The 16,095-nt window shown below is 61.1% G+C and carries 17 protein-coding genes; 9 read left to right on the top strand and 8 right to left on the bottom strand.

Annotation, left to right across the window (positions count from 1 at the left end):
* Positions 1 to 20: 20 nt before the first annotated feature.
* Entirely contained in the window at positions 21 to 818 is a 798-nt protein-coding gene (gene cysQ / locus G9X68_RS29355; RefSeq protein WP_171605379.1) for a 3'(2'),5'-bisphosphate nucleotidase CysQ, read from the top strand.
* 653 nt (positions 819 to 1,471) lie between these two features.
* Positions 1,472 to 2,197, top strand: a complete 726-nt coding sequence (locus tag G9X68_RS29350) for a sugar transferase (protein WP_171605378.1) — start codon at positions 1,472 to 1,474, stop codon at positions 2,195 to 2,197.
* A gap of 456 nt (positions 2,198 to 2,653) precedes the next feature.
* Here G9X68_RS29350 and G9X68_RS32120 read toward each other — a convergent pair whose 3' ends face one another.
* Entirely contained in the window at positions 2,654 to 3,037 is a 384-nt protein-coding gene (locus tag G9X68_RS32120) for an autoinducer binding domain-containing protein (protein WP_244956265.1), read from the bottom strand.
* A 392-nt stretch (positions 3,038 to 3,429) separates the two neighbouring features.
* Here G9X68_RS32120 and sciP point away from each other — a divergent pair, with 392 nt between their 5' ends.
* Positions 3,430 to 3,705: a CtrA inhibitor SciP gene (gene sciP, locus G9X68_RS29340; protein ID WP_007533628.1), complete on the top strand. Its 276-nt coding sequence runs from the start codon at positions 3,430 to 3,432 to the stop codon at positions 3,703 to 3,705.
* 23 nt (positions 3,706 to 3,728) lie between these two features.
* Here sciP and G9X68_RS29335 read toward each other — a convergent pair whose 3' ends face one another.
* A complete protein-coding gene (locus tag G9X68_RS29335) occupies positions 3,729 to 4,295 on the bottom strand; it encodes a paraquat-inducible protein A (protein ID WP_171605377.1) in 567 nt (188 codons plus the stop codon).
* Between the two features lie 55 nt (positions 4,296 to 4,350).
* Here G9X68_RS29335 and G9X68_RS29330 point away from each other — a divergent pair, with 55 nt between their 5' ends.
* Positions 4,351 to 4,629, top strand: coding sequence for a GNAT family N-acetyltransferase (locus G9X68_RS29330; protein ID WP_171605376.1), 279 nt, complete (start codon positions 4,351 to 4,353; stop codon positions 4,627 to 4,629).
* 205 nt (positions 4,630 to 4,834) lie between these two features.
* On the opposite strand, the gene G9X68_RS29325 is transcribed toward G9X68_RS29330, so the two are convergent.
* Positions 4,835 to 5,185, bottom strand: coding sequence for a hypothetical protein (locus tag G9X68_RS29325; RefSeq protein WP_003542353.1), 351 nt, complete (start codon positions 5,183 to 5,185; stop codon positions 4,835 to 4,837).
* A gap of 436 nt (positions 5,186 to 5,621) precedes the next feature.
* On the opposite strand from G9X68_RS29325, the gene ctrA reads away from it, so the two are divergent.
* Positions 5,622 to 6,323, top strand: coding sequence for a response regulator transcription factor CtrA (gene ctrA / locus G9X68_RS29320; RefSeq protein WP_003542362.1), 702 nt, complete (start codon positions 5,622 to 5,624; stop codon positions 6,321 to 6,323).
* A 202-nt stretch (positions 6,324 to 6,525) separates the two neighbouring features.
* Here the strand turns inward: ctrA and G9X68_RS29315 are convergent, their stop codons facing one another.
* Both G9X68_RS29315 and chpT read right to left on the bottom strand, forming a co-directional pair.
* A complete protein-coding gene (locus tag G9X68_RS29315) occupies positions 6,526 to 6,888 on the bottom strand; it encodes a response regulator (protein ID WP_171605375.1) in 363 nt (120 codons plus the stop codon).
* A 121-nt stretch (positions 6,889 to 7,009) separates the two neighbouring features.
* On the bottom strand, positions 7,010 to 7,657 hold the full coding sequence (chpT, locus tag G9X68_RS29310; RefSeq protein ID WP_027683349.1) for a histidine phosphotransferase ChpT: 648 nt from the start codon (positions 7,655 to 7,657) through the stop codon (positions 7,010 to 7,012).
* 194 nt (positions 7,658 to 7,851) lie between these two features.
* On the opposite strand from chpT, the gene G9X68_RS29305 reads away from it, so the two are divergent.
* Both G9X68_RS29305 and G9X68_RS29300 read left to right on the top strand, forming a co-directional pair.
* Positions 7,852 to 8,439, top strand: coding sequence for a DUF1134 domain-containing protein (locus tag G9X68_RS29305; protein WP_171605374.1), 588 nt, complete (start codon positions 7,852 to 7,854; stop codon positions 8,437 to 8,439).
* A 116-nt stretch (positions 8,440 to 8,555) separates the two neighbouring features.
* Positions 8,556 to 9,722 carry a coiled-coil domain-containing protein gene (locus G9X68_RS29300; protein WP_171605373.1) on the top strand — a complete coding sequence of 389 codons (1,167 nt, stop codon included), beginning with the start codon at positions 8,556 to 8,558 and terminating at the stop codon, positions 9,720 to 9,722.
* 74 nt (positions 9,723 to 9,796) lie between these two features.
* Here G9X68_RS29300 and G9X68_RS29295 read toward each other — a convergent pair whose 3' ends face one another.
* On the bottom strand, positions 9,797 to 10,621 hold the full coding sequence (locus tag G9X68_RS29295; protein ID WP_171605372.1) for a TrmH family RNA methyltransferase: 825 nt from the start codon (positions 10,619 to 10,621) through the stop codon (positions 9,797 to 9,799).
* 7 nt (positions 10,622 to 10,628) lie between these two features.
* Positions 10,629 to 11,015 (bottom strand): hypothetical protein, encoded by a 387-nt coding sequence (locus tag G9X68_RS29290; protein ID WP_171605371.1) that lies wholly within the window; start codon positions 11,013 to 11,015, stop codon positions 10,629 to 10,631.
* Positions 11,016 to 11,058: 43 nt separating this feature from the next.
* Between G9X68_RS29290 and G9X68_RS29285 the strand changes: the two genes are divergently transcribed.
* Together G9X68_RS29285 and rpoH are read left to right on the top strand one after the other, a co-directional pair.
* Complete coding sequence (locus G9X68_RS29285) at positions 11,059 to 12,084, top strand: RluA family pseudouridine synthase (RefSeq protein WP_171605370.1); 1,026 nt, start codon at positions 11,059 to 11,061, stop codon at positions 12,082 to 12,084.
* Between the two features lie 190 nt (positions 12,085 to 12,274).
* Positions 12,275 to 13,183, top strand: a complete 909-nt coding sequence (gene rpoH / locus G9X68_RS29280; RefSeq protein WP_003542378.1) for an RNA polymerase sigma factor RpoH — start codon at positions 12,275 to 12,277, stop codon at positions 13,181 to 13,183.
* Between the two features lie 363 nt (positions 13,184 to 13,546).
* On the opposite strand, the gene G9X68_RS29275 is transcribed toward rpoH, so the two are convergent.
* Positions 13,547 to 16,072, bottom strand: a complete 2,526-nt coding sequence (locus G9X68_RS29275) for a hypothetical protein (protein ID WP_171605369.1) — start codon at positions 16,070 to 16,072, stop codon at positions 13,547 to 13,549.
* Positions 16,073 to 16,095: the final 23 nt, after the last annotated feature.

Genomic DNA, 16,095 nt, shown 5'->3' with positions numbered 1-16,095 from the left:
TGGCGAACGGCAAAAGGACAATGCTGAGGACATTTGAAAAGGCGGCGCTCGAAGCCGGCAAGGCCATCATCACGGTCTTGCGCGAAGGCTTTCCCGTCGCCATGAAGGCGGATGCAAGTCCGGTCACGGTCGCCGACGAGGAGGCCGAACGCATCATCCTCGCTCATCTCGCCAGAGATTATCCCGAAATACCAGTGGTGGCGGAAGAATCGGTCGCCGCCGGCAAGGTGCCCGACATCGCCGGCCGAGGCTTCTTCCTCGTCGACCCTCTCGACGGCACCCGTGAATTCGTCGACGGACGACAGGAATTCACCGTCAACATCGCCTATATCGAGAACGGCGCCCCGGTGGCCGGCATCGTCTATGCGCCGGCGCTGGGACTTGCCTTCTCGGGAGAACGCGGCCACGCCGAAAGGCTCGTCGTCATGGACGATTTCACGGTTGGCGAACGCAGCCCAATCACGGTGCGCGAACAGCCGGACGACAGGCTGGCGCTTGCAAGCCTTCGCCACAACAGCCCGGAGACCGGAAGCTTCCTCGCCGACCACGCGATCTTCAAATGCACCAATATTGGCTCCTCGCTGAAATTCTGCCTGCTGGCCGAAGGCAAGGCCGACGTCTATCCGCGCTTCACCCGAACGATGGAATGGGACACTGCGGCCGGCGATGCCGTGCTGCGTGCCGCCGGCGGTTCGACGGTGACGCTGGACGGAACGCCGCTGACCTACGGCAAGACGGGAACGGCGGCCGATTTCGACTTCGCCAACCCGAACTTCATCTCCTGGGGCGGCAGGAAACGCGTCCTCGAACCAGCGTGATCACCCGCGGGAATCGCTGAAGATCGGCAGGCGGCGCAATCCTTTGCATCGTCGCCACGCGTCCAGGCGCGCCGCGACGATCCTCGATCGACCTCCGGGCGCCCCTTACGCGCCAAATTCCTCCCCCGCGAAAGCACGTCCACGATCCCATTTCCAGCTGTTTCCAGCTGTGGAGTGATTCGCGCGATCGGACGTCATCAAGTGATTCTGGCCATGAACTCGTCGCCCTGTATCTTTTCCAGACGCTATACCGCCACCAATTCTGCCTTGATTTTGTCACATTCTGACACGGCTTCGACAATCATCGATATCTTCATCAGAAAAATTTCGCCTCGTCTTCCGTTAAGAAATCCGCTCGATAGCCATGGGCCACGTGTCGAAACGGCACGTCGCCAGCCCCCGGCGAACCCCTCCAAAGGCCTAGAAACTTTGACGAAATTTCAATTATTAACGAAATATCATGAGCTTGCCTCAACTTAACGCAAATGCGAAAGATTTGCTGCAATGCGATATTTCTCTGGACACCATTACACAATTGTCGCATTTTTCCGTTTTAGTAGGGTTACCAAGACCTAAGTGCAGCCCTGGTGACAGGGTAAACCATTGATCGCCTATTGCCGCCGCGCCCCCTCGAAGACAACAGAGTACGATCCTTGAGCATCACGGAATTAAACAACAGCATTTCGACAGAGTCCTTCCGGCCGAGCCGCCGCCAGCAGCCGAGCCTGAAGATCCAGACCCCTGTTATCCACAGCGATGCGCCGCAGGCGCCGCTGGTGGATCTGATCCTGAAGCGGGCGTTCGACATTGTTTCGTCGTTGAGCGCCCTCCTCGTCCTCGCCCCTTTCCTTCTGTTCGTCGCCCTGCTGATCAAGATCGACAGCCCGGGGCCGGTGCTCTTCAAGCAGACCCGCTGGGGCAAGAACTGCAAGGCCATCAAGGTCTACAAGTTCCGTTCCATGCGCACCGACCTCTGCGACGTCTCAGGCGTTGCCCAGACGGTGATGAACGATCCGCGCGTCACTCGCGTCGGTGCCATTCTACGCCGCACGAATGTCGATGAGTTGCCGCAGCTGCTGAACGTGCTGCTAGGCCACATGTCGGTCGTAGGTCCGCGCTGCCATGCGATCGGCATGCGCGCCGGCGGCGTGCTCTACGAAGAGCTCGTGCCGGAATACCATCAGCGCCATGCGATGCGCCCCGGCATGACGGGTCTTGCCCAGATGCGCGGCCTGCGTGGTCCGACCGATCGTCCGGCCAAGGCCCGTGCTCGCATCGCCAGCGATCTCTACTACGTCGAGAATTTCTCGATCGGGATGGATATGCGCATCATTGCCGGAACCGTCGTGTCGGAGCTGACCCGCGGAAAAGGCTTCTAAAGCGCGTCGCGATCTTTCAGATTTGCTCCTCGCGCTTTGGAGCAACCGGTACCGGAATGCTCTGCCGAGCGCCTGCATGCAGCTGACCCGCATGCGACGGGAGACCGAGAATGATCGCGATCTCGTCGCTGCTCTTGGCGGCCGCCGACTACAGCACCGCGCGTCTTTTTAGACGCGCAAAGAACGCTGTAGCATTTTGAATTGCGGCCTGATTCCTTAAATCGAATCCGATTTAAGGAATCAGGTCGCGTCGCAGGCATTTGATTTCGCGCCGGGTGAGCGTCTCCAACGGACCATCCTCCACGCTGCCGCTACGCGAAACCTTGTCCAGAAACTCCCATGCAGCCGTAAAGCAGCGCGATCGCCTGCTCTCGCATAGGCATAGGACAGCCGCCTGAGAAGCAAAGATGTATTGTTTCAGGTCAGCGTCGTGCAGCGTGAAGGCGAAGGTATTCTTCAGTCCATGCATCTGAAAGAGCACGCTAAGTTTACGGTTTTCCTGAATGGCGGCGCTACCCGCAAACGACCCTCCTCGCAGACGATCGGCACGATCGTCCGCTTCATTGCGGTCACCAGTCTGCTGCAATAGAAGAGATCGGCAGCCTCGTAAAAGCCGACAAGGTTTTGCGGCCAATTGCTGATCAGCCGGTTTTCGGTGAAAGCCGTGCGGGCGCCCCGCGGGAAAGCCGAGAGCAGATAGAAATCGAAGCCCGCAAGCTTCGCCATCTCGCCGAGCCGTTCCTTGCCGTCGTCGTCCGAAACCCTCGCGCCGTCGGCCTGCGAAGGCGAAAATACAGTACCTTCAGCGCAGTCGCCGACTGCGCGCTCACGTCTTTTCATCCTCGTATCCTCGTATGGCCAGCTTCGGCTCGGCCTCGCTGCCGGCAGCGAAAAGTTCGCGCCAGGGCATCAGCAAAGACGGCTTCTGCCCGAGGATACGAAGCATCAAAAACGCGAACTGGCTGATACAGCGGGAAGAACGGAGACGAAGTCTTGCGCCCATTCTTATGTTGCCGCCCTTGTAAGATCGTCCCCGGAAATCAGCTAATATTTATTCCGCATGGCTTCCATGCAGGCGTTACAAATTGACGTAGCGGCAGGCAGCCGCCCCACGTCACCGGCCATGGGCGGGCGTCTAAATTTGTTATCAAAGTCTTACGATGGGTTTAGGCAATTTTTAAATGTGGCAGGCTAGAGTGGGGCTCGTGGTCTTGCGTTGTGTAGAGAGTCCAATGACCGAAATGATACGTCCCCGAGTAAAATATGTCATCGGCCCCGATGGCAGCCCCCTGACGATCGCGGATCTTCCGCCGCCCAATACGCGGCGCTGGGTGATTCGCCGGAAGGCAGAGGTTGTCGCGGCGGTCCGCGGTGGCTTGTTGAGCTTGGAAGAGGCCTGCGAGCGTTACACGCTCACGGTCGAAGAATTCCTATCCTGGCAGTCGTCGATCAACAGCCACGGTCTTGCCGGCCTGCGCACCACGCGCATTCAGCAATATCGTCACTGATCACATCCCAGCATCGACGACATTTATTTCGGGCCGGACGCATCTCCCATGAGGGAATGAAGAAGGCCCGAAATCATTGACGAGGCCGCGTAGCACCAGAGGCCGGGCTGCGTGAAGGCATCCGCTAGCCCCGTCGTCTTCGCCGCCGCAATGACGATCGCGACGAGCAGCACATCCATCATCGACCACTTGGACAGATGCGGTACGACGCGACGATAGAACAGGCTGCCGGCCCCACCCCCGGCGGCCGTCGCTTCTGCGGTGATCCCCATCGCCTCCACGGCGATGCCGATCATCTTCAGAAACGGGAGCAGGATCGAAACCAGGGCGACGATTGCCGCCAGCAACCCGTCCCCGCCTTGCCAAAGCGAGACGATGATTTCGATGAGCGACGGCGTTGTGTCGAAGAAATAAAGCGTCTCGAAATGGACCAGCGGCAAGACGAGGCCGAGCGCCAGGAAGAACGGCGCGGCCACGAGAAGCACGGGGCGAGCCATCGAAAGCGCACTCATTGCTCTGAACCTCTTATCGATCCGGCATTTTGCATGAACACTCTGTCTCCTGCCTGTAGTGCCTCCACGGCTTGGCACGACCGCGCCGCCATGTCACGGTCTGCTACGACAATATCGGTTATGAGGAAAGACAATGGACATTCGAAGTGAGCAAGGCGTCTCCGGCGGCCGCTACGCGGCTAAGGTCGAAGGGCACGAGGCGGAGATGACCTATTCACGCACATCGCCTAAGCTGGTCATCATCGATCACACGGCCGTTCCCGATGCGCTGCGCGGCAAAGGTGTCGGCCAGGCACTGGCGCTCCACGCCGTGGAGGCAGCCCGCACCGGCGGCTGGAAGATCATCCCGCTCTGCCCATTCTTCAAGGCGCAGGCGCAACGCCATCCGGAATGGAAGGATGTCGTGAATTAATGCATGTCGCCCAAAAGCGCACAGCGGGTTTTGGGACAAGAACATGCATAAGACAAATCGTCCCCGCGGGTGACGAATCTCGTTTCCGATGGGAGCGACGCCGTAAGGCAAACACCAAAAGCCATGTATAACGGACAGCGCGCCCATCATACATGGCTTCTCAGTGGCGATCCCAGGGCGCCGAAGCCGGCGCCCGCCGTTTCTCTTACGCCCTTGCTCGGGCGCCGCCGTCACGCTCTTCCAGCGCTGTGGCCCTTGCATATTCCGCCTGCATCTCCTCGAGCGCCATTTCCAGCGTCTCTTCCTGCATCTTCAGTTCCTTGATCGAAACCTGCAGGTTGTCGGCCCGCTGACGCGCGGCCTTGGCGAAGGTCGGATAAGCAAAGTGATTCGGGTCGGAAATACCGGACTTCTTTTCCTCGACGACGATCTGGCTCTCCAGATCCTTCGTCATCCGTTCGAATTCGGACATCATCATCTGCAACTGCTGCAACTGACGTCGTTTTTCGTTCACCTGAAATTCCTTCAGGCGAACGAGACTTTCTCGCGACTTCATACGCATTACTCCCGTGATGCGAGACCCCGGCTCAACTTGAAACCGCCCTGCGCGCCGCTTTGACACGGTTTGCTAAAAAATTTCCTGCGATATTAACAAATACCTACCGCTGGTAACCTTTCGTTTACGGGCATCGTTAATGATAGGCCCGATGATTTAAGGGTCGGTAAATGCCGAGGCATGAAGTTCGAACCTTTTCATTGGCGAGTCGGATGAATCACTTAGCGCTGTTTCCTAATGTTAAAGTTGAGGAGCACCTTTTTGAGATTCCTATTGGAAAACAGAGAAATGGAAAAATTATTTAATAAATTCGATACTCCTTGCCAGAGTGAATTAGAATTTGTTAACCATTTCGTGGCAGCTTCCAAATCACGTAGCGTGTTCGGTATCGTGTAGGGGGCCAGACCACCTTTCGGCGGCGGTAAAGGGGATAATTATGCGGGTACTTCTAATCGAGGATGACAGCGCGACGGCGCAGAGCATCGAGTTGATGCTGAAATCAGAGAGTTTTAATGTTTATACCACCGATCTCGGTGAAGAAGGCGTCGATCTGGGCAAGCTGTATGATTATGACATCATCCTTCTCGATCTGAACCTGCCCGACATGTCCGGATATGAAGTGCTTCGCACTCTCCGGCTGTCCAAGGTCAAGACGCCGATCCTCATTCTGTCGGGCATGGCCGGCATCGAAGACAAGGTTCGCGGCCTCGGTTTCGGCGCCGACGACTACATGACCAAGCCGTTCCACAAGGACGAGCTCGTCGCCCGCATCCACGCCATCGTCCGCCGCTCCAAGGGCCACGCCCAGTCGGTCATCATGACCGGCGAGCTGATCGTCAACCTCGATGCCAAGACGGTCGAAGTCGGCGGCCAGCGCGTCCACCTGACGGGCAAGGAATATCAGATGCTGGAGCTGCTTTCGCTCCGCAAGGGCACCACCCTCACCAAGGAAATGTTCCTGAACCACCTCTACGGCGGCATGGACGAACCGGAACTGAAGATCATCGACGTCTTCATCTGCAAGCTCCGCAAAAAGCTCGCCAACGCTGCCGGCGGCGCCAACTACATCGAGACCGTCTGGGGCCGTGGTTACGTTCTTCGCGAGCCGGATGGTGCCGAATACGCCGAAACCGCCTGATATTTTTTCCGATCCCCTTATCGGATAAACGAAGATCCCGCCGTTTCGGCGGGATTTTTCGTTTCTGCCTGCGGTAATAAGAATCCGCCCTCGCAGCACAGGATCTCAGGCTGGATCGGCCTGAAATCCTCTGGTCGCCGAAACCGCTTGCACGCGGCATCATGCTCCGGTGGTGCGGATATCGGCGGAAGAGATCTGCCCGTCAGGCGGCGATCGCGCGGTTTCCGAAAACGGCGGTCAGGATCTTGCGATCGAACGGCTTCAGCAGGAAGTCGGTAGCACCGGCCCGTTTGCCCGCCATCAGTTTCTTCAGATCCGCCTCGACGACGCAGTAGTAGATCTTGACCTCTTTGCCGCCTTCCATGGCACGGACGGCAGCGATGAGGTCGAGGGCGCCTTCCATGCCGGAATCGACGATCAGATATTCCGGCAGCTCCGCCTGGCAGCGCTGCAGCGCCTCGCCGGCATTGGAGGCCTCGCTGACGAGAAAGTCGAGTTCGGAGAGAATGCGCTTGCCAACTTTACGGACGATGTCCGAATTATCGGTGATCATGAACCTTTGCATGGCCGCTCCTTTACCCCTGCATCTGTCCTTGCAAGGGCCTCTAAACAACAGCCAAGCATAGGTCGATCAGGCTAAGGAATCGTTACCGCGCGAACACCGATACTCGTTTTACGCGCAGGAATCAGGCGGCCGCAGCCACTGCGGTGAACACCAGTTCGTCGGCGCTGGCGCTGTGATCAAGCGTCATTCCGCATTCCTGCGCCAGAAGCACGGTGTAATAGGGCTGGATCGAATGGGCATCGATCGCCTCCTCGATAGTGCCCGTCGATATCTCGACGAACTTCGGCGGCAAGCGCATCAGTTTGCCTTTGGCCGTCAGCTTGAACCTCGCATCGAACTCGGGATTTTCGAGCGTTACCTCGAGCACGCCGCCGCGCGGAATGGCGGAATAGGCAACGAGGAAGAGATTGAGCAGCAGCTTGACACGATTCTTGGCGACGATGGCGCGCGGTCCGTTCCAGATCACCTCGGTCTTCTTCTCGGCCACGGCGAAATCCTTGGCTGCACGCTCGGCCTCGCCGGTGTCGATCGATGCGCCGACGGAACCCGACGCGCCGAAGGCGAGACGTGCGAATTTCAGGCGGACGGAAGCGTTGAGCGCGCTGGTACGGATCAGGTCCATCGCATCGGAATCGGCGCCGCCTTCATCCAGGAGTTCCAGCCCGTTATTGATCGCGCCGACCGGCGAGATGACATCGTGGCAAACGCGGCTGCAAAGAAGCGCGGCCAGATCCGGGCCGGACAGGGTGAGATTGGGGTTCTTGGACATCATTGTCTCCTGATGGGCGGCAATTTCATTGCGCCCGGAATATGCTTCATCAAAATTGCGCGAAGTTTGCGATCGTACTCGGTGCCATAATGACACCATATTTGGTAAACCGATTGTTAAGATCATCGGCGCAAAATGCACCAATCGCCGCGAGCGGTTGCCCGCTCTCAGCCAAACGACGAACGGATGACACCATGCGCCCTCGATTTCCGCACCGATTCATCGGCTTCTGCAGGTTCCTTTCGGCCCTCATCTTCTCCTCGCTGATGGTTGCCGGGCCGGCCGCCGCCCAGGACAACGGCCAGTACACGATGCAGGAAATCGTCGACGCCGGCCACTCCTTCTTCGGCTCCGCCAGCGGCGGACTTGCCAAGGTCGTCGAGAGTGCCTTCCAGAAATACGGTCTGCCGAACGGCTATATCCTCGGACAGGAAGGCGGCGGCGCCTTCATCGCCGGCCTTACCTATGGCGAAGGCCAGCTGAACACCAAGAACGCCGGCGAACATAATCTCTACTGGCAGGGCCCCTCGCTCGGCCTCGATTACGGCGGTCAGGGCTCGCGTGTGATGATGCTGGTCTATGACCTGCCCTCCGTCAACGGCATCTATGCCCGCTTCGGCGGCGTCAGCGGCTCGGCCTATGTGATCGCCGGCTTCGGCATGACGTTGCTCAAGAACAACGACGTGCTGGTCGTGCCGATCCGCACCGGCGTCGGTGCTCGCCTCGGCGTCAATGTCGGCTATCTCAAGATCACCCAGGCGCCGACCTGGAACCCCTTCTGAGGCCGCAAAGCCGCTGGAATCTGCCGCCATCCCCACCGGCGGCCTTGCCATGCGCGTCACGCGTGCTTAATCATCGCGGCTGACCTCGTATCAACCTTCTTACCGATGGCCGCGCTGTGATCGAATATGCTCTCTTGTTCGGATTGGGCTTCCTGACCGCGGCCTTCCTCGTCTTTCTGGTCTCGCCCGCCGTTCACCGCCGCATCGTCTGGTATACCGAGAACCGGCTGAAAGCGACGATGCCGCTGAGCCCGCAGGAGGTTCGCGCCCAGAAAGACATGGTGCGCGCGCTCTATGCCGCCGAAAACGCCCGCACCACCCAGGACCTTTTGCGTGAGCGCGAGAAATCCCTGTCGTTCCAGCTTCGCCACGACGCCCTCGCCGTCGATGCCGGCAGGCTTGCCGCCGAGATCGGCGAATTGCAGGCCCAGATCGGCGAGATGCATGTCGAGGCGGCCGACCAGCGCTCGCATCTGCGCAAGGACGAGAACTATATCAGCCAGTTGAAGACCAATCTGCATATTGCCGAGCAGTCCGCTGCCAACAAGGAGAGCGAACTGGCGACGATGCGGACGCGGCTGAGCAAGCTCGGTGAACAGGCCGATGGGCTGAGAATAGACCTGGCCGCGCGCGAGACGGAGGCGGAGAGCCTGAAATTCCGCGTCAACGCACTGCGCGACGAACGCGACACACTGCGCCAGGACGTCAGCCTGCTGCAGAAGCGCGCCAAGGATGCCGAACAGAAACTGACGCAGCAGCAGCATATGGTGATCCGCCTGGAGGATAAGGCCGCCCGCGAGAGCGCTACCGCCACAGAAAAGGAAAACCTGGTCGCTCGCCGCCAGCAGGAGATCGCCAAGTTGAAGGAGCAGTTGAAGGCGGCCAACGCCGAGATCCGCAAGGTCAACCGGGTGCTGCGCGACGCCGGCCTTGCCGGGATGGTCGCGGAGCTGCCGGCGGAAATGACGGCCGAAGACGCGACCGCGTCCGCGCTCGACACCGCCGTCGTCACGGCTGAGATCGGCGAAGATGTTCGCAAACGCAGCGCCGCGCTGGCCGAGCGCCTGCAAAAGGCCAAAGCCGTCGCCGGACGCGATGGTGCGATCCGCGAGGAGATCGCCTCGATCGCCGCCAATATGGTGGCGCTGACCGCCCTGAACGAGGGTCCCTCGTCGCCGATCCGCACGCTGCTCGTCGAAGCTGCGGAAAAGAACCCGAACGATCGTGTCAGCCTTGCCGACAGGGTAACCGCGATCCTCGCCGATCCCCCGAGCGTCCGATAGGACGCGCGGCGCGCCATTATGTTTGAATTGACACAGAACCTAGAAAATCGATTCCGATTTGAGAGGGATATGCGTTAGACCCGGCCCATCGCCGAAGCCATGGAAAACAGCGCGATCCCCGTCGCCGTCGCGGCATTAAGGCTATCGAGTTCCTCCGACTGTGGAATGCGCGCGCTCTGGAACTGCGCAAGCAGCGCCTCCGGCAATCCTTCGCCTTCGGTACCGACGACGAGCGCCATGCGCGTCGAGGCCGGAATGGCGCGGATATCGGTCTTGCCGTGCGGTGAAAGCGTCCAGATGGCAAAGCCCCGTTCGGCAAGCGCCACGAGGACATCGAGCGCCTTGCCGCCACGCCGGTGCGGAACGCTCAGCACCGAACCGACCGAGACACGCAGCGCCTTGCGGTAGAGCGGATCACAGGAGGTTTCGTCGAGCAGCACAGCATCCACCCGGAAGGCGGCCGCATTGCGGAACATCGAGCCGGCATTGTCGTGATTGGAAATGCCGCAGCCAACGAGCACCAGCGCCCGTTCCGGCAGCCCGTCGAGAAGTGCCGCCTCCCCGCGATCCTGTCGCCGGCCGAGCGCGAGAACACCGCGATGCAGATGAAAACCGACGACGCCATCGAGCACATCGGCCCCGGCGACATAGACCGGCACATTGGCCGGAAACCGCTCCAGGATGGGCAGCACGCCCGCGACGCGGTTGCGCAGCAGCAGGATCTTCTCGGCGAAAAAGCCGCGGCCTGCCGCATGCGCCTCGGCGAGCATGCGCAGCACGACCGTGCCTTCGGCGATGAAGCGGTTCTCTCGGCCTGTCAGGTCGCGCTCGCGGATTTCGCGGAATTCAGCGACGCGCGGATCGTCGGCGCTGTCGATCTCGATCGGGACGGCGGCCATGCTGGCCTCAATTGCCGGTAACAGAGACGTCGGCGACGGTGCGGCCGGTCCTGAGGTCGTAGACCAGCGCCTTGTTCTTGCCCTCGACCGTTTCGCCGTAGAACAGGATTTGCCCGGCCGAAAGGGATGTGGACTGCACCTTGAAGCCGAGCGGCAGCGAAACGGTTGCCGCAAGCGGCGCATCCGAGGGCACGCCGGAGGCGGTAACAGCGGACGTCGTCTCCTTCGGCTCGCTGTGCATCACCTTGTAGACAACCGCGCCGAAGACCGCCATAAGGCTGACGAACATGATGGCGCCGGAAACGATCTGCAGGCGGACCATCTTGCGCCGGACACTTTCCATCGCCGGATCAAGGGGCTTCTCTTCCTGGTCGTCTGGCTCGATTGCTGTCATCTGTGCGTCCCGTTCTAAAAAAATACGTCGGAGAAGAAGCGTCTTGAGCGACCCCTTTAAACAAGCAGCCGGCAATAGAAAAGTCCTGACCGCCGATGAAACTGCCGAAGGCCGGTTGGACGCCTGGCTGACGGCGCAGGTCGGCGAGGAATTTTCGCGCAGCCGCATCAAGGCGCTGATCAAGGACGGCCAGGTTTTTCTGCGCGGCGAACCCATCACCGACCCGCAGCGCAAGGTGCGCACGGGCGACAGTTTCGAGATCACGCTGCCCGAGCCGGAAGACCCGACGCCGCAGGGCGAGGACATCCCGCTCGTTATCCTCCATGAGGACGACGACGTCATCGTCATCTCCAAACCTTCCGGTCTCGTCGTCCATCCCGGGTCCGGCAACTGGACCGGGACACTGGTCAACGCGTTGATCCACCATTGCAGCGATACGCTTTCCGGCATCGGCGGTGTGCGCCGCCCCGGCATCGTCCACCGTCTCGACAAGGACACGACAGGCGTCATGGTCGTCGCCAAGAACGACATTGCCCATCGCCACCTGTCGCTGCAATTTGCCGACCATGGCCGCACCATGCCGCTGGAGCGGGCCTATCAGGCAGTCGTCTGGGGCCGGCCGCGCACGCTGTCGGGCACGGTCGACGCGCCGCTCGGCCGCGCCACCGGCGACCGCACGCGCCGCGCCGTCAAACGCCCCGACAGTCAGGACGCCGACGAGGCGATCACGCATTACCAGGTGATCGAGCGCTTCCATGAGAAGCCGGACGCAACCGCGCTCGCCTCGCTGGTCGAGTGCCGCCTTGAGACCGGCCGCACCCATCAGATCCGTGTCCACATGGCCCATATCGGCCATCCGCTGCTCGGCGATACGGTTTACGGCGCCGGCTTCAAGACCAAGGCCAATATCCTGCCTGAAGAGATCCGCAAGGTCGTCAACGGTTTCGGCCGCCAGGCGCTGCATGCCTTCATGCTGCAGTTCGAGCATCCCCGCACCGGCGAAATCATGCATTTCGAGGTGCCGCTGCCGGATGATATGGTCGAATTGGTCGAAGCGCTACGGCGATAAAGCCGGGCTCCGAATGCTGCCTGCCCAACTCACACCTGCGTGAGCGGCACCTTGAACCGCCGTTTCGCCACACTTATCTGTATATTGACTTAGTGCGGGCTCGCAGTAGAGCCGCACGTCCCGGTTTGCCTTTTTTAACGCGAGGATGCGTTGCCATCGGGAACCGGAATTCACTTTAGGAGGGTGCACTATGGCCCGAAATACCTTGCCGTCCATTACCGCCGGTGAAGCCGGTCTCAATCGTTACCTCGACGAAATCCGCAAATTCCCGATGCTGGAGCCGCAGCAGGAATACATGCTCGCCAAGCGTTATGCCGAGCATGGTGACCGTGATGCCGCCCACAAGCTCGTTACCAGCCATCTTCGCCTCGTCGCGAAGATCGCGATGGGTTATCGCGGCTACGGCCTGCCGATCGGCGAAGTCGTCTCCGAAGGCAATGTCGGCCTGATGCAGGCCGTCAAGAAGTTCGATGCCGAGCGCGGCTTCCGCCTCGCCACCTATGCCATGTGGTGGATCAAGGCTTCGATCCAGGAATACATCCTGCGTTCGTGGTCGCTGGTGAAGATGGGCACGACCGCCAACCAGAAGCGCCTGTTCTTCAACCTGCGCCGGCTGAAAGGCCGCATCCAGGCAATCGATGACGGCGACCTGAAGCCGGAGCACGTCTCGGAGATCGCCACCAAGCTGAACGTCTCGGAGGAGGAGGTCATTTCGATGAACCGCCGCCTCTCCGGCGACGCCTCGCTGAACGCGCCGATCAAGGCAGCCGAAGGTGACGGCGGCCAATGGCAGGATTGGCTGGTGGATGACCATGACAGCCAGGAAGACGTGCTGATCGAACAGGATGAGCTCGACACTCGCCGGCGTATGCTGGCGAAAGCGATGAGCGTGCTGAACGAGCGCGAACGCCGCATCTTCGAGGCTCGCCGCCTCGCCGAGGATCCAGTGACCCTGGAAGACCTTTCGACGGAATTCGACATCAGTCGCGAACGCGTTCGCCAGATCGAGGTCCGCGCCTTCGAAAAGGTGCAGGACGCCGTCCGCAAGGAAGCCTTGGAACGCGCCAAGGCCGTCCGGGTCGTCGAAGCCACGGCCTGATCACCGTGAACTGATAATTGTATACGCCACCTCCCCGACGCGGGAGGTGGTGTTTTTGTTTGATCAATTGGAGGGCGTGCCGTGTGGCCCCATCTGATCTTCTGCAGACGTTTTTTAGGGACCGAGGCGCTGCCGCATATCCCTTCTCCCCAGCGGGGAGAAGATGCCGGCAGGCAGATGAGGGGGCGAGCGACGCAGAAGCGAGGCGCTGAGCGCAAGCGAAGGGCAATGAAGGGCGTGTCGTGTGGCCCCCTCATCCGACCCTGCGGGCCACCTTCTCCCCGCTGGGGAGAAGAGGGAGCAAGATGCCGCCGCTCTCATACAAAAGCAATGAAGCCTACGCCTCACCCGCTCATAACCGCCTCACTGGCTCGTCGACACATCCCCGAGCGCAGTCCATTCCTTGATCGCGGTATTAAAGGCGTCCGTTCCCGGACCGCCCTTTTCCATCGTCAGTAGCGCGCGGCGGCCGTTGCGATAGGTGATCGGAATATCGATCCAGTTGCGAGTCGACATCAGGTCGAGATTGGCCTTGCGCGCATCAGGATAATCGTTGAGCGCGATCATGTGGAAATCGTCGGTAATCTTGGCCGGAACCGCGATCAGCGCGTCACCGCGGTCCTGCTCCGTGCGCTTCATCGAGATGCGCTGGACACTGTCGATGCTGCCGCCTTCGAAATTCGGCGGCACTGAGAAGACGATCTCGACGAGGTGGCTTGCCGGCAGCGACGGATCGGAATTGCGCTTGAAGGTGACGAGAGCCGAGAGATTGCGCTCGGGAACAGTGACATTGCCCTGTACCGTCGCCTCCTGCCGGCCATCCTGGCCGGCCTCGTGCTGGACGCTCCAGACGACCGATCCTTCGATCGCCGTCGGCGAACTCTGGCCGATGCGCTCCTCATAGAGGAACATCTTTTGCGACGAACCGACGGGCGCAGTCTGCGGCGGCGATGCCACCGGGCCGTTCGACGTCCGCGTGTCGGCGGGTGCCGCATCGCCTTGCGCGCTGGCAGGCGGCGTATCGGCTGCCGCCACATTCTGTTCGGCGACCGATTTTCCTTCCGCGGTCGGCGTTCCCGGCACTGTCGCCGGTCCGCTGTCGACCTCTGTTCCATCGGTCAGCAGCCGCTGGGTGAATTTCGAATTGGCCGTAGCGCCGTCATTGTTCACTGACGCTACCTGCGGGTTCGGGTTCGGGTTCGGCTGCGCCGGCGCCGTTGGCGTATTCTGCGCTCCTGGTGTGGTCGGCTGGGCTGGTGTCACCGCCGGCTGGGCAGGCGTCGCCGCGCCATCCGGCGGCGTTGCCGCCTCGTTCCTGGTCGCCTGCGACGGTGCCGAGCTGACGAGCCCGTCGACCATCGCCACCAGCGCCTCTCTGTTCGTCCAGCCGGCGTAGGCGCCGCCACCGATCAGGATGAGTGCGAAGATGAGCGTGATCACGGTGCCGAGGCCGAAGCGGCGGCGCTTCGGCTCCATACGGAAGCTCTTGCCCTGCAGCTTCGATGCAACAATCTGATCGATATCCATCGACGGATTGGTGTCATCGTCATCAGCGGCGACAGAGCCGCGGCGGTCGTAGCCGCGCAGCGCCTTCGCCTCTCGCCAGTCCTCGCTCGGCGCACCGCTAGCAGGCGCCGGCTTGCCGTTGTGCACTTCCGCGAAGATATCGACATCGTCGAAATGCGAAGCAACCGGCGTCTTCTTGTTGTTGCCGGCCTCGATGGGCGGCAGATCGTCGAAGGCGGCGGTCTCCCAGGAAAAACTTTCCTTGGCGGTCGGCATGACGGCCGCGGGTGCCACTTTTTCGAGGCTCGATATCACCTCCTCGAAGGCGCGCGCCGAGGCATCGGCGGTAATCGGCGCCGGCGCCGTCTCCGAATATTGCCGGAGTTCCTCTTCCGCCCATTCGGTCTCGGCATCCTTGGGAGCCGGAGCCGGCGTTTCGGCAACGGGCTCGGTCCAGACGGGGTCGAAATGCGCGGCAGCTTCGGCCTGCAACGGCTCCTCGCGGCTGTGCTCGACGAACTCCTGCGGACGATCGAAATCGGCGACTGGCTCCACCAGGCGATTGGATGCGTGGTCTATGCCGCGGGTGATCGGTTGCAACGGCTCGACGGGCTCGGAAGCCTCCTCGGCCTCCGGCTCCTCGCTTTCCACGGCCGCAGGTTCGTCCGCGTTCTCGTCGGCTTCCAGGGGATGCTGCTCGTCGGCACGGTCTTCGTCGGCTTGCTCATCGCGATGCTCGGAGGCTGGCGCTTCCCAGCCGTCATGTTCGGCCGGCACCTCTTCGGCAGCGACGTCGCGCGCCTCGCGGGTATGCCATTCCTCGGCCGGCGCTTCCTCCTCATGCGAGGGATGCCAGTATGTCTCGGCCGGACCGGATGTTTCCGGCGAAACCGGTGCCTCAGCGGAAACAGGGGTTTCCGCCGAAACGGATGCTTCAGGGGAAAGAGGCTCCTCGGCAGTGACCTCTTCCTCAGCCTCCTCTGGTGCGGCGGCCTCCACATGATCGGGCTCGTCTACTGCCTCGGCCGCCTGCGGTTCCGCATAGGCTTCGTAGACCGGTTCCTCGACAGCCGTCTCCGGCGCCGGCGCCGGTTCGCTTTCGTCGGGAACCGCTTGTTCTGCGAAAGATTCCGGCGCGGTGACAGCCGCAACCGGCTCATCGAGCGGCATCGCCTCGGAGTGTTCGCCTTCCACTTCGCGGATGGCAGCCTCGAGCTTTTCGAGCTGGCGTTGCAGCATGGCTTCCGGCGGACGCGGCTTCATATTCTCGAGCTGCCGCTGCACTGCGCCGCGGGCACGTTCGTAGACCTTCACCCGCATCTCGGGGGTATTTTCAGCCAGGCCGTCGACGGCCCGCCGAATGACTGCAATAAAATCCGCCATCAGTACTTTCTCAAGAAGCCCGG

The sequence above is a fragment of the Rhizobium changzhiense genome (assembly GCF_013087625.1).
In the GTDB taxonomy this organism is placed as follows: Bacteria; Pseudomonadota; Alphaproteobacteria; order Rhizobiales; family Rhizobiaceae; genus Rhizobium; species Rhizobium sophorae.
This window is presented reverse-complemented; position numbering and strand designations above follow the sequence as displayed.

Coding starts and splice junctions, on each gene's coding strand:
- cysQ (WP_171605379.1), top strand. CDS start 21: ATGCTGAGGACATTTGAAAAGGCGGCGCTCGAAGCCGGCAAGGCCATC.
- G9X68_RS32120 (WP_244956265.1), bottom strand. CDS start 3,037: ATGAAAAGACGTGAGCGCGCAGTCGGCGACTGCGCTGAAGGTACTGTA.
- sciP (WP_007533628.1), top strand. CDS start 3,430: ATGACCGAAATGATACGTCCCCGAGTAAAATATGTCATCGGCCCCGAT.
- G9X68_RS29330 (WP_171605376.1), top strand. CDS start 4,351: ATGGACATTCGAAGTGAGCAAGGCGTCTCCGGCGGCCGCTACGCGGCT.
- G9X68_RS29325 (WP_003542353.1), bottom strand. CDS start 5,185: ATGAAGTCGCGAGAAAGTCTCGTTCGCCTGAAGGAATTTCAGGTGAAC.
- ctrA (WP_003542362.1), top strand. CDS start 5,622: ATGCGGGTACTTCTAATCGAGGATGACAGCGCGACGGCGCAGAGCATC.
- G9X68_RS29315 (WP_171605375.1), bottom strand. CDS start 6,888: ATGCAAAGGTTCATGATCACCGATAATTCGGACATCGTCCGTAAAGTT.
- chpT (WP_027683349.1), bottom strand. CDS start 7,657: ATGTCCAAGAACCCCAATCTCACCCTGTCCGGCCCGGATCTGGCCGCG.
- G9X68_RS29305 (WP_171605374.1), top strand. CDS start 7,852: ATGCGCCCTCGATTTCCGCACCGATTCATCGGCTTCTGCAGGTTCCTT.
- G9X68_RS29295 (WP_171605372.1), bottom strand. CDS start 10,621: ATGGCCGCCGTCCCGATCGAGATCGACAGCGCCGACGATCCGCGCGTC.
- G9X68_RS29290 (WP_171605371.1), bottom strand. CDS start 11,015: ATGACAGCAATCGAGCCAGACGACCAGGAAGAGAAGCCCCTTGATCCG.
- rpoH (WP_003542378.1), top strand. CDS start 12,275: ATGGCCCGAAATACCTTGCCGTCCATTACCGCCGGTGAAGCCGGTCTC.
- G9X68_RS29275 (WP_171605369.1), bottom strand. CDS start 16,072: ATGGCGGATTTTATTGCAGTCATTCGGCGGGCCGTCGACGGCCTGGCT.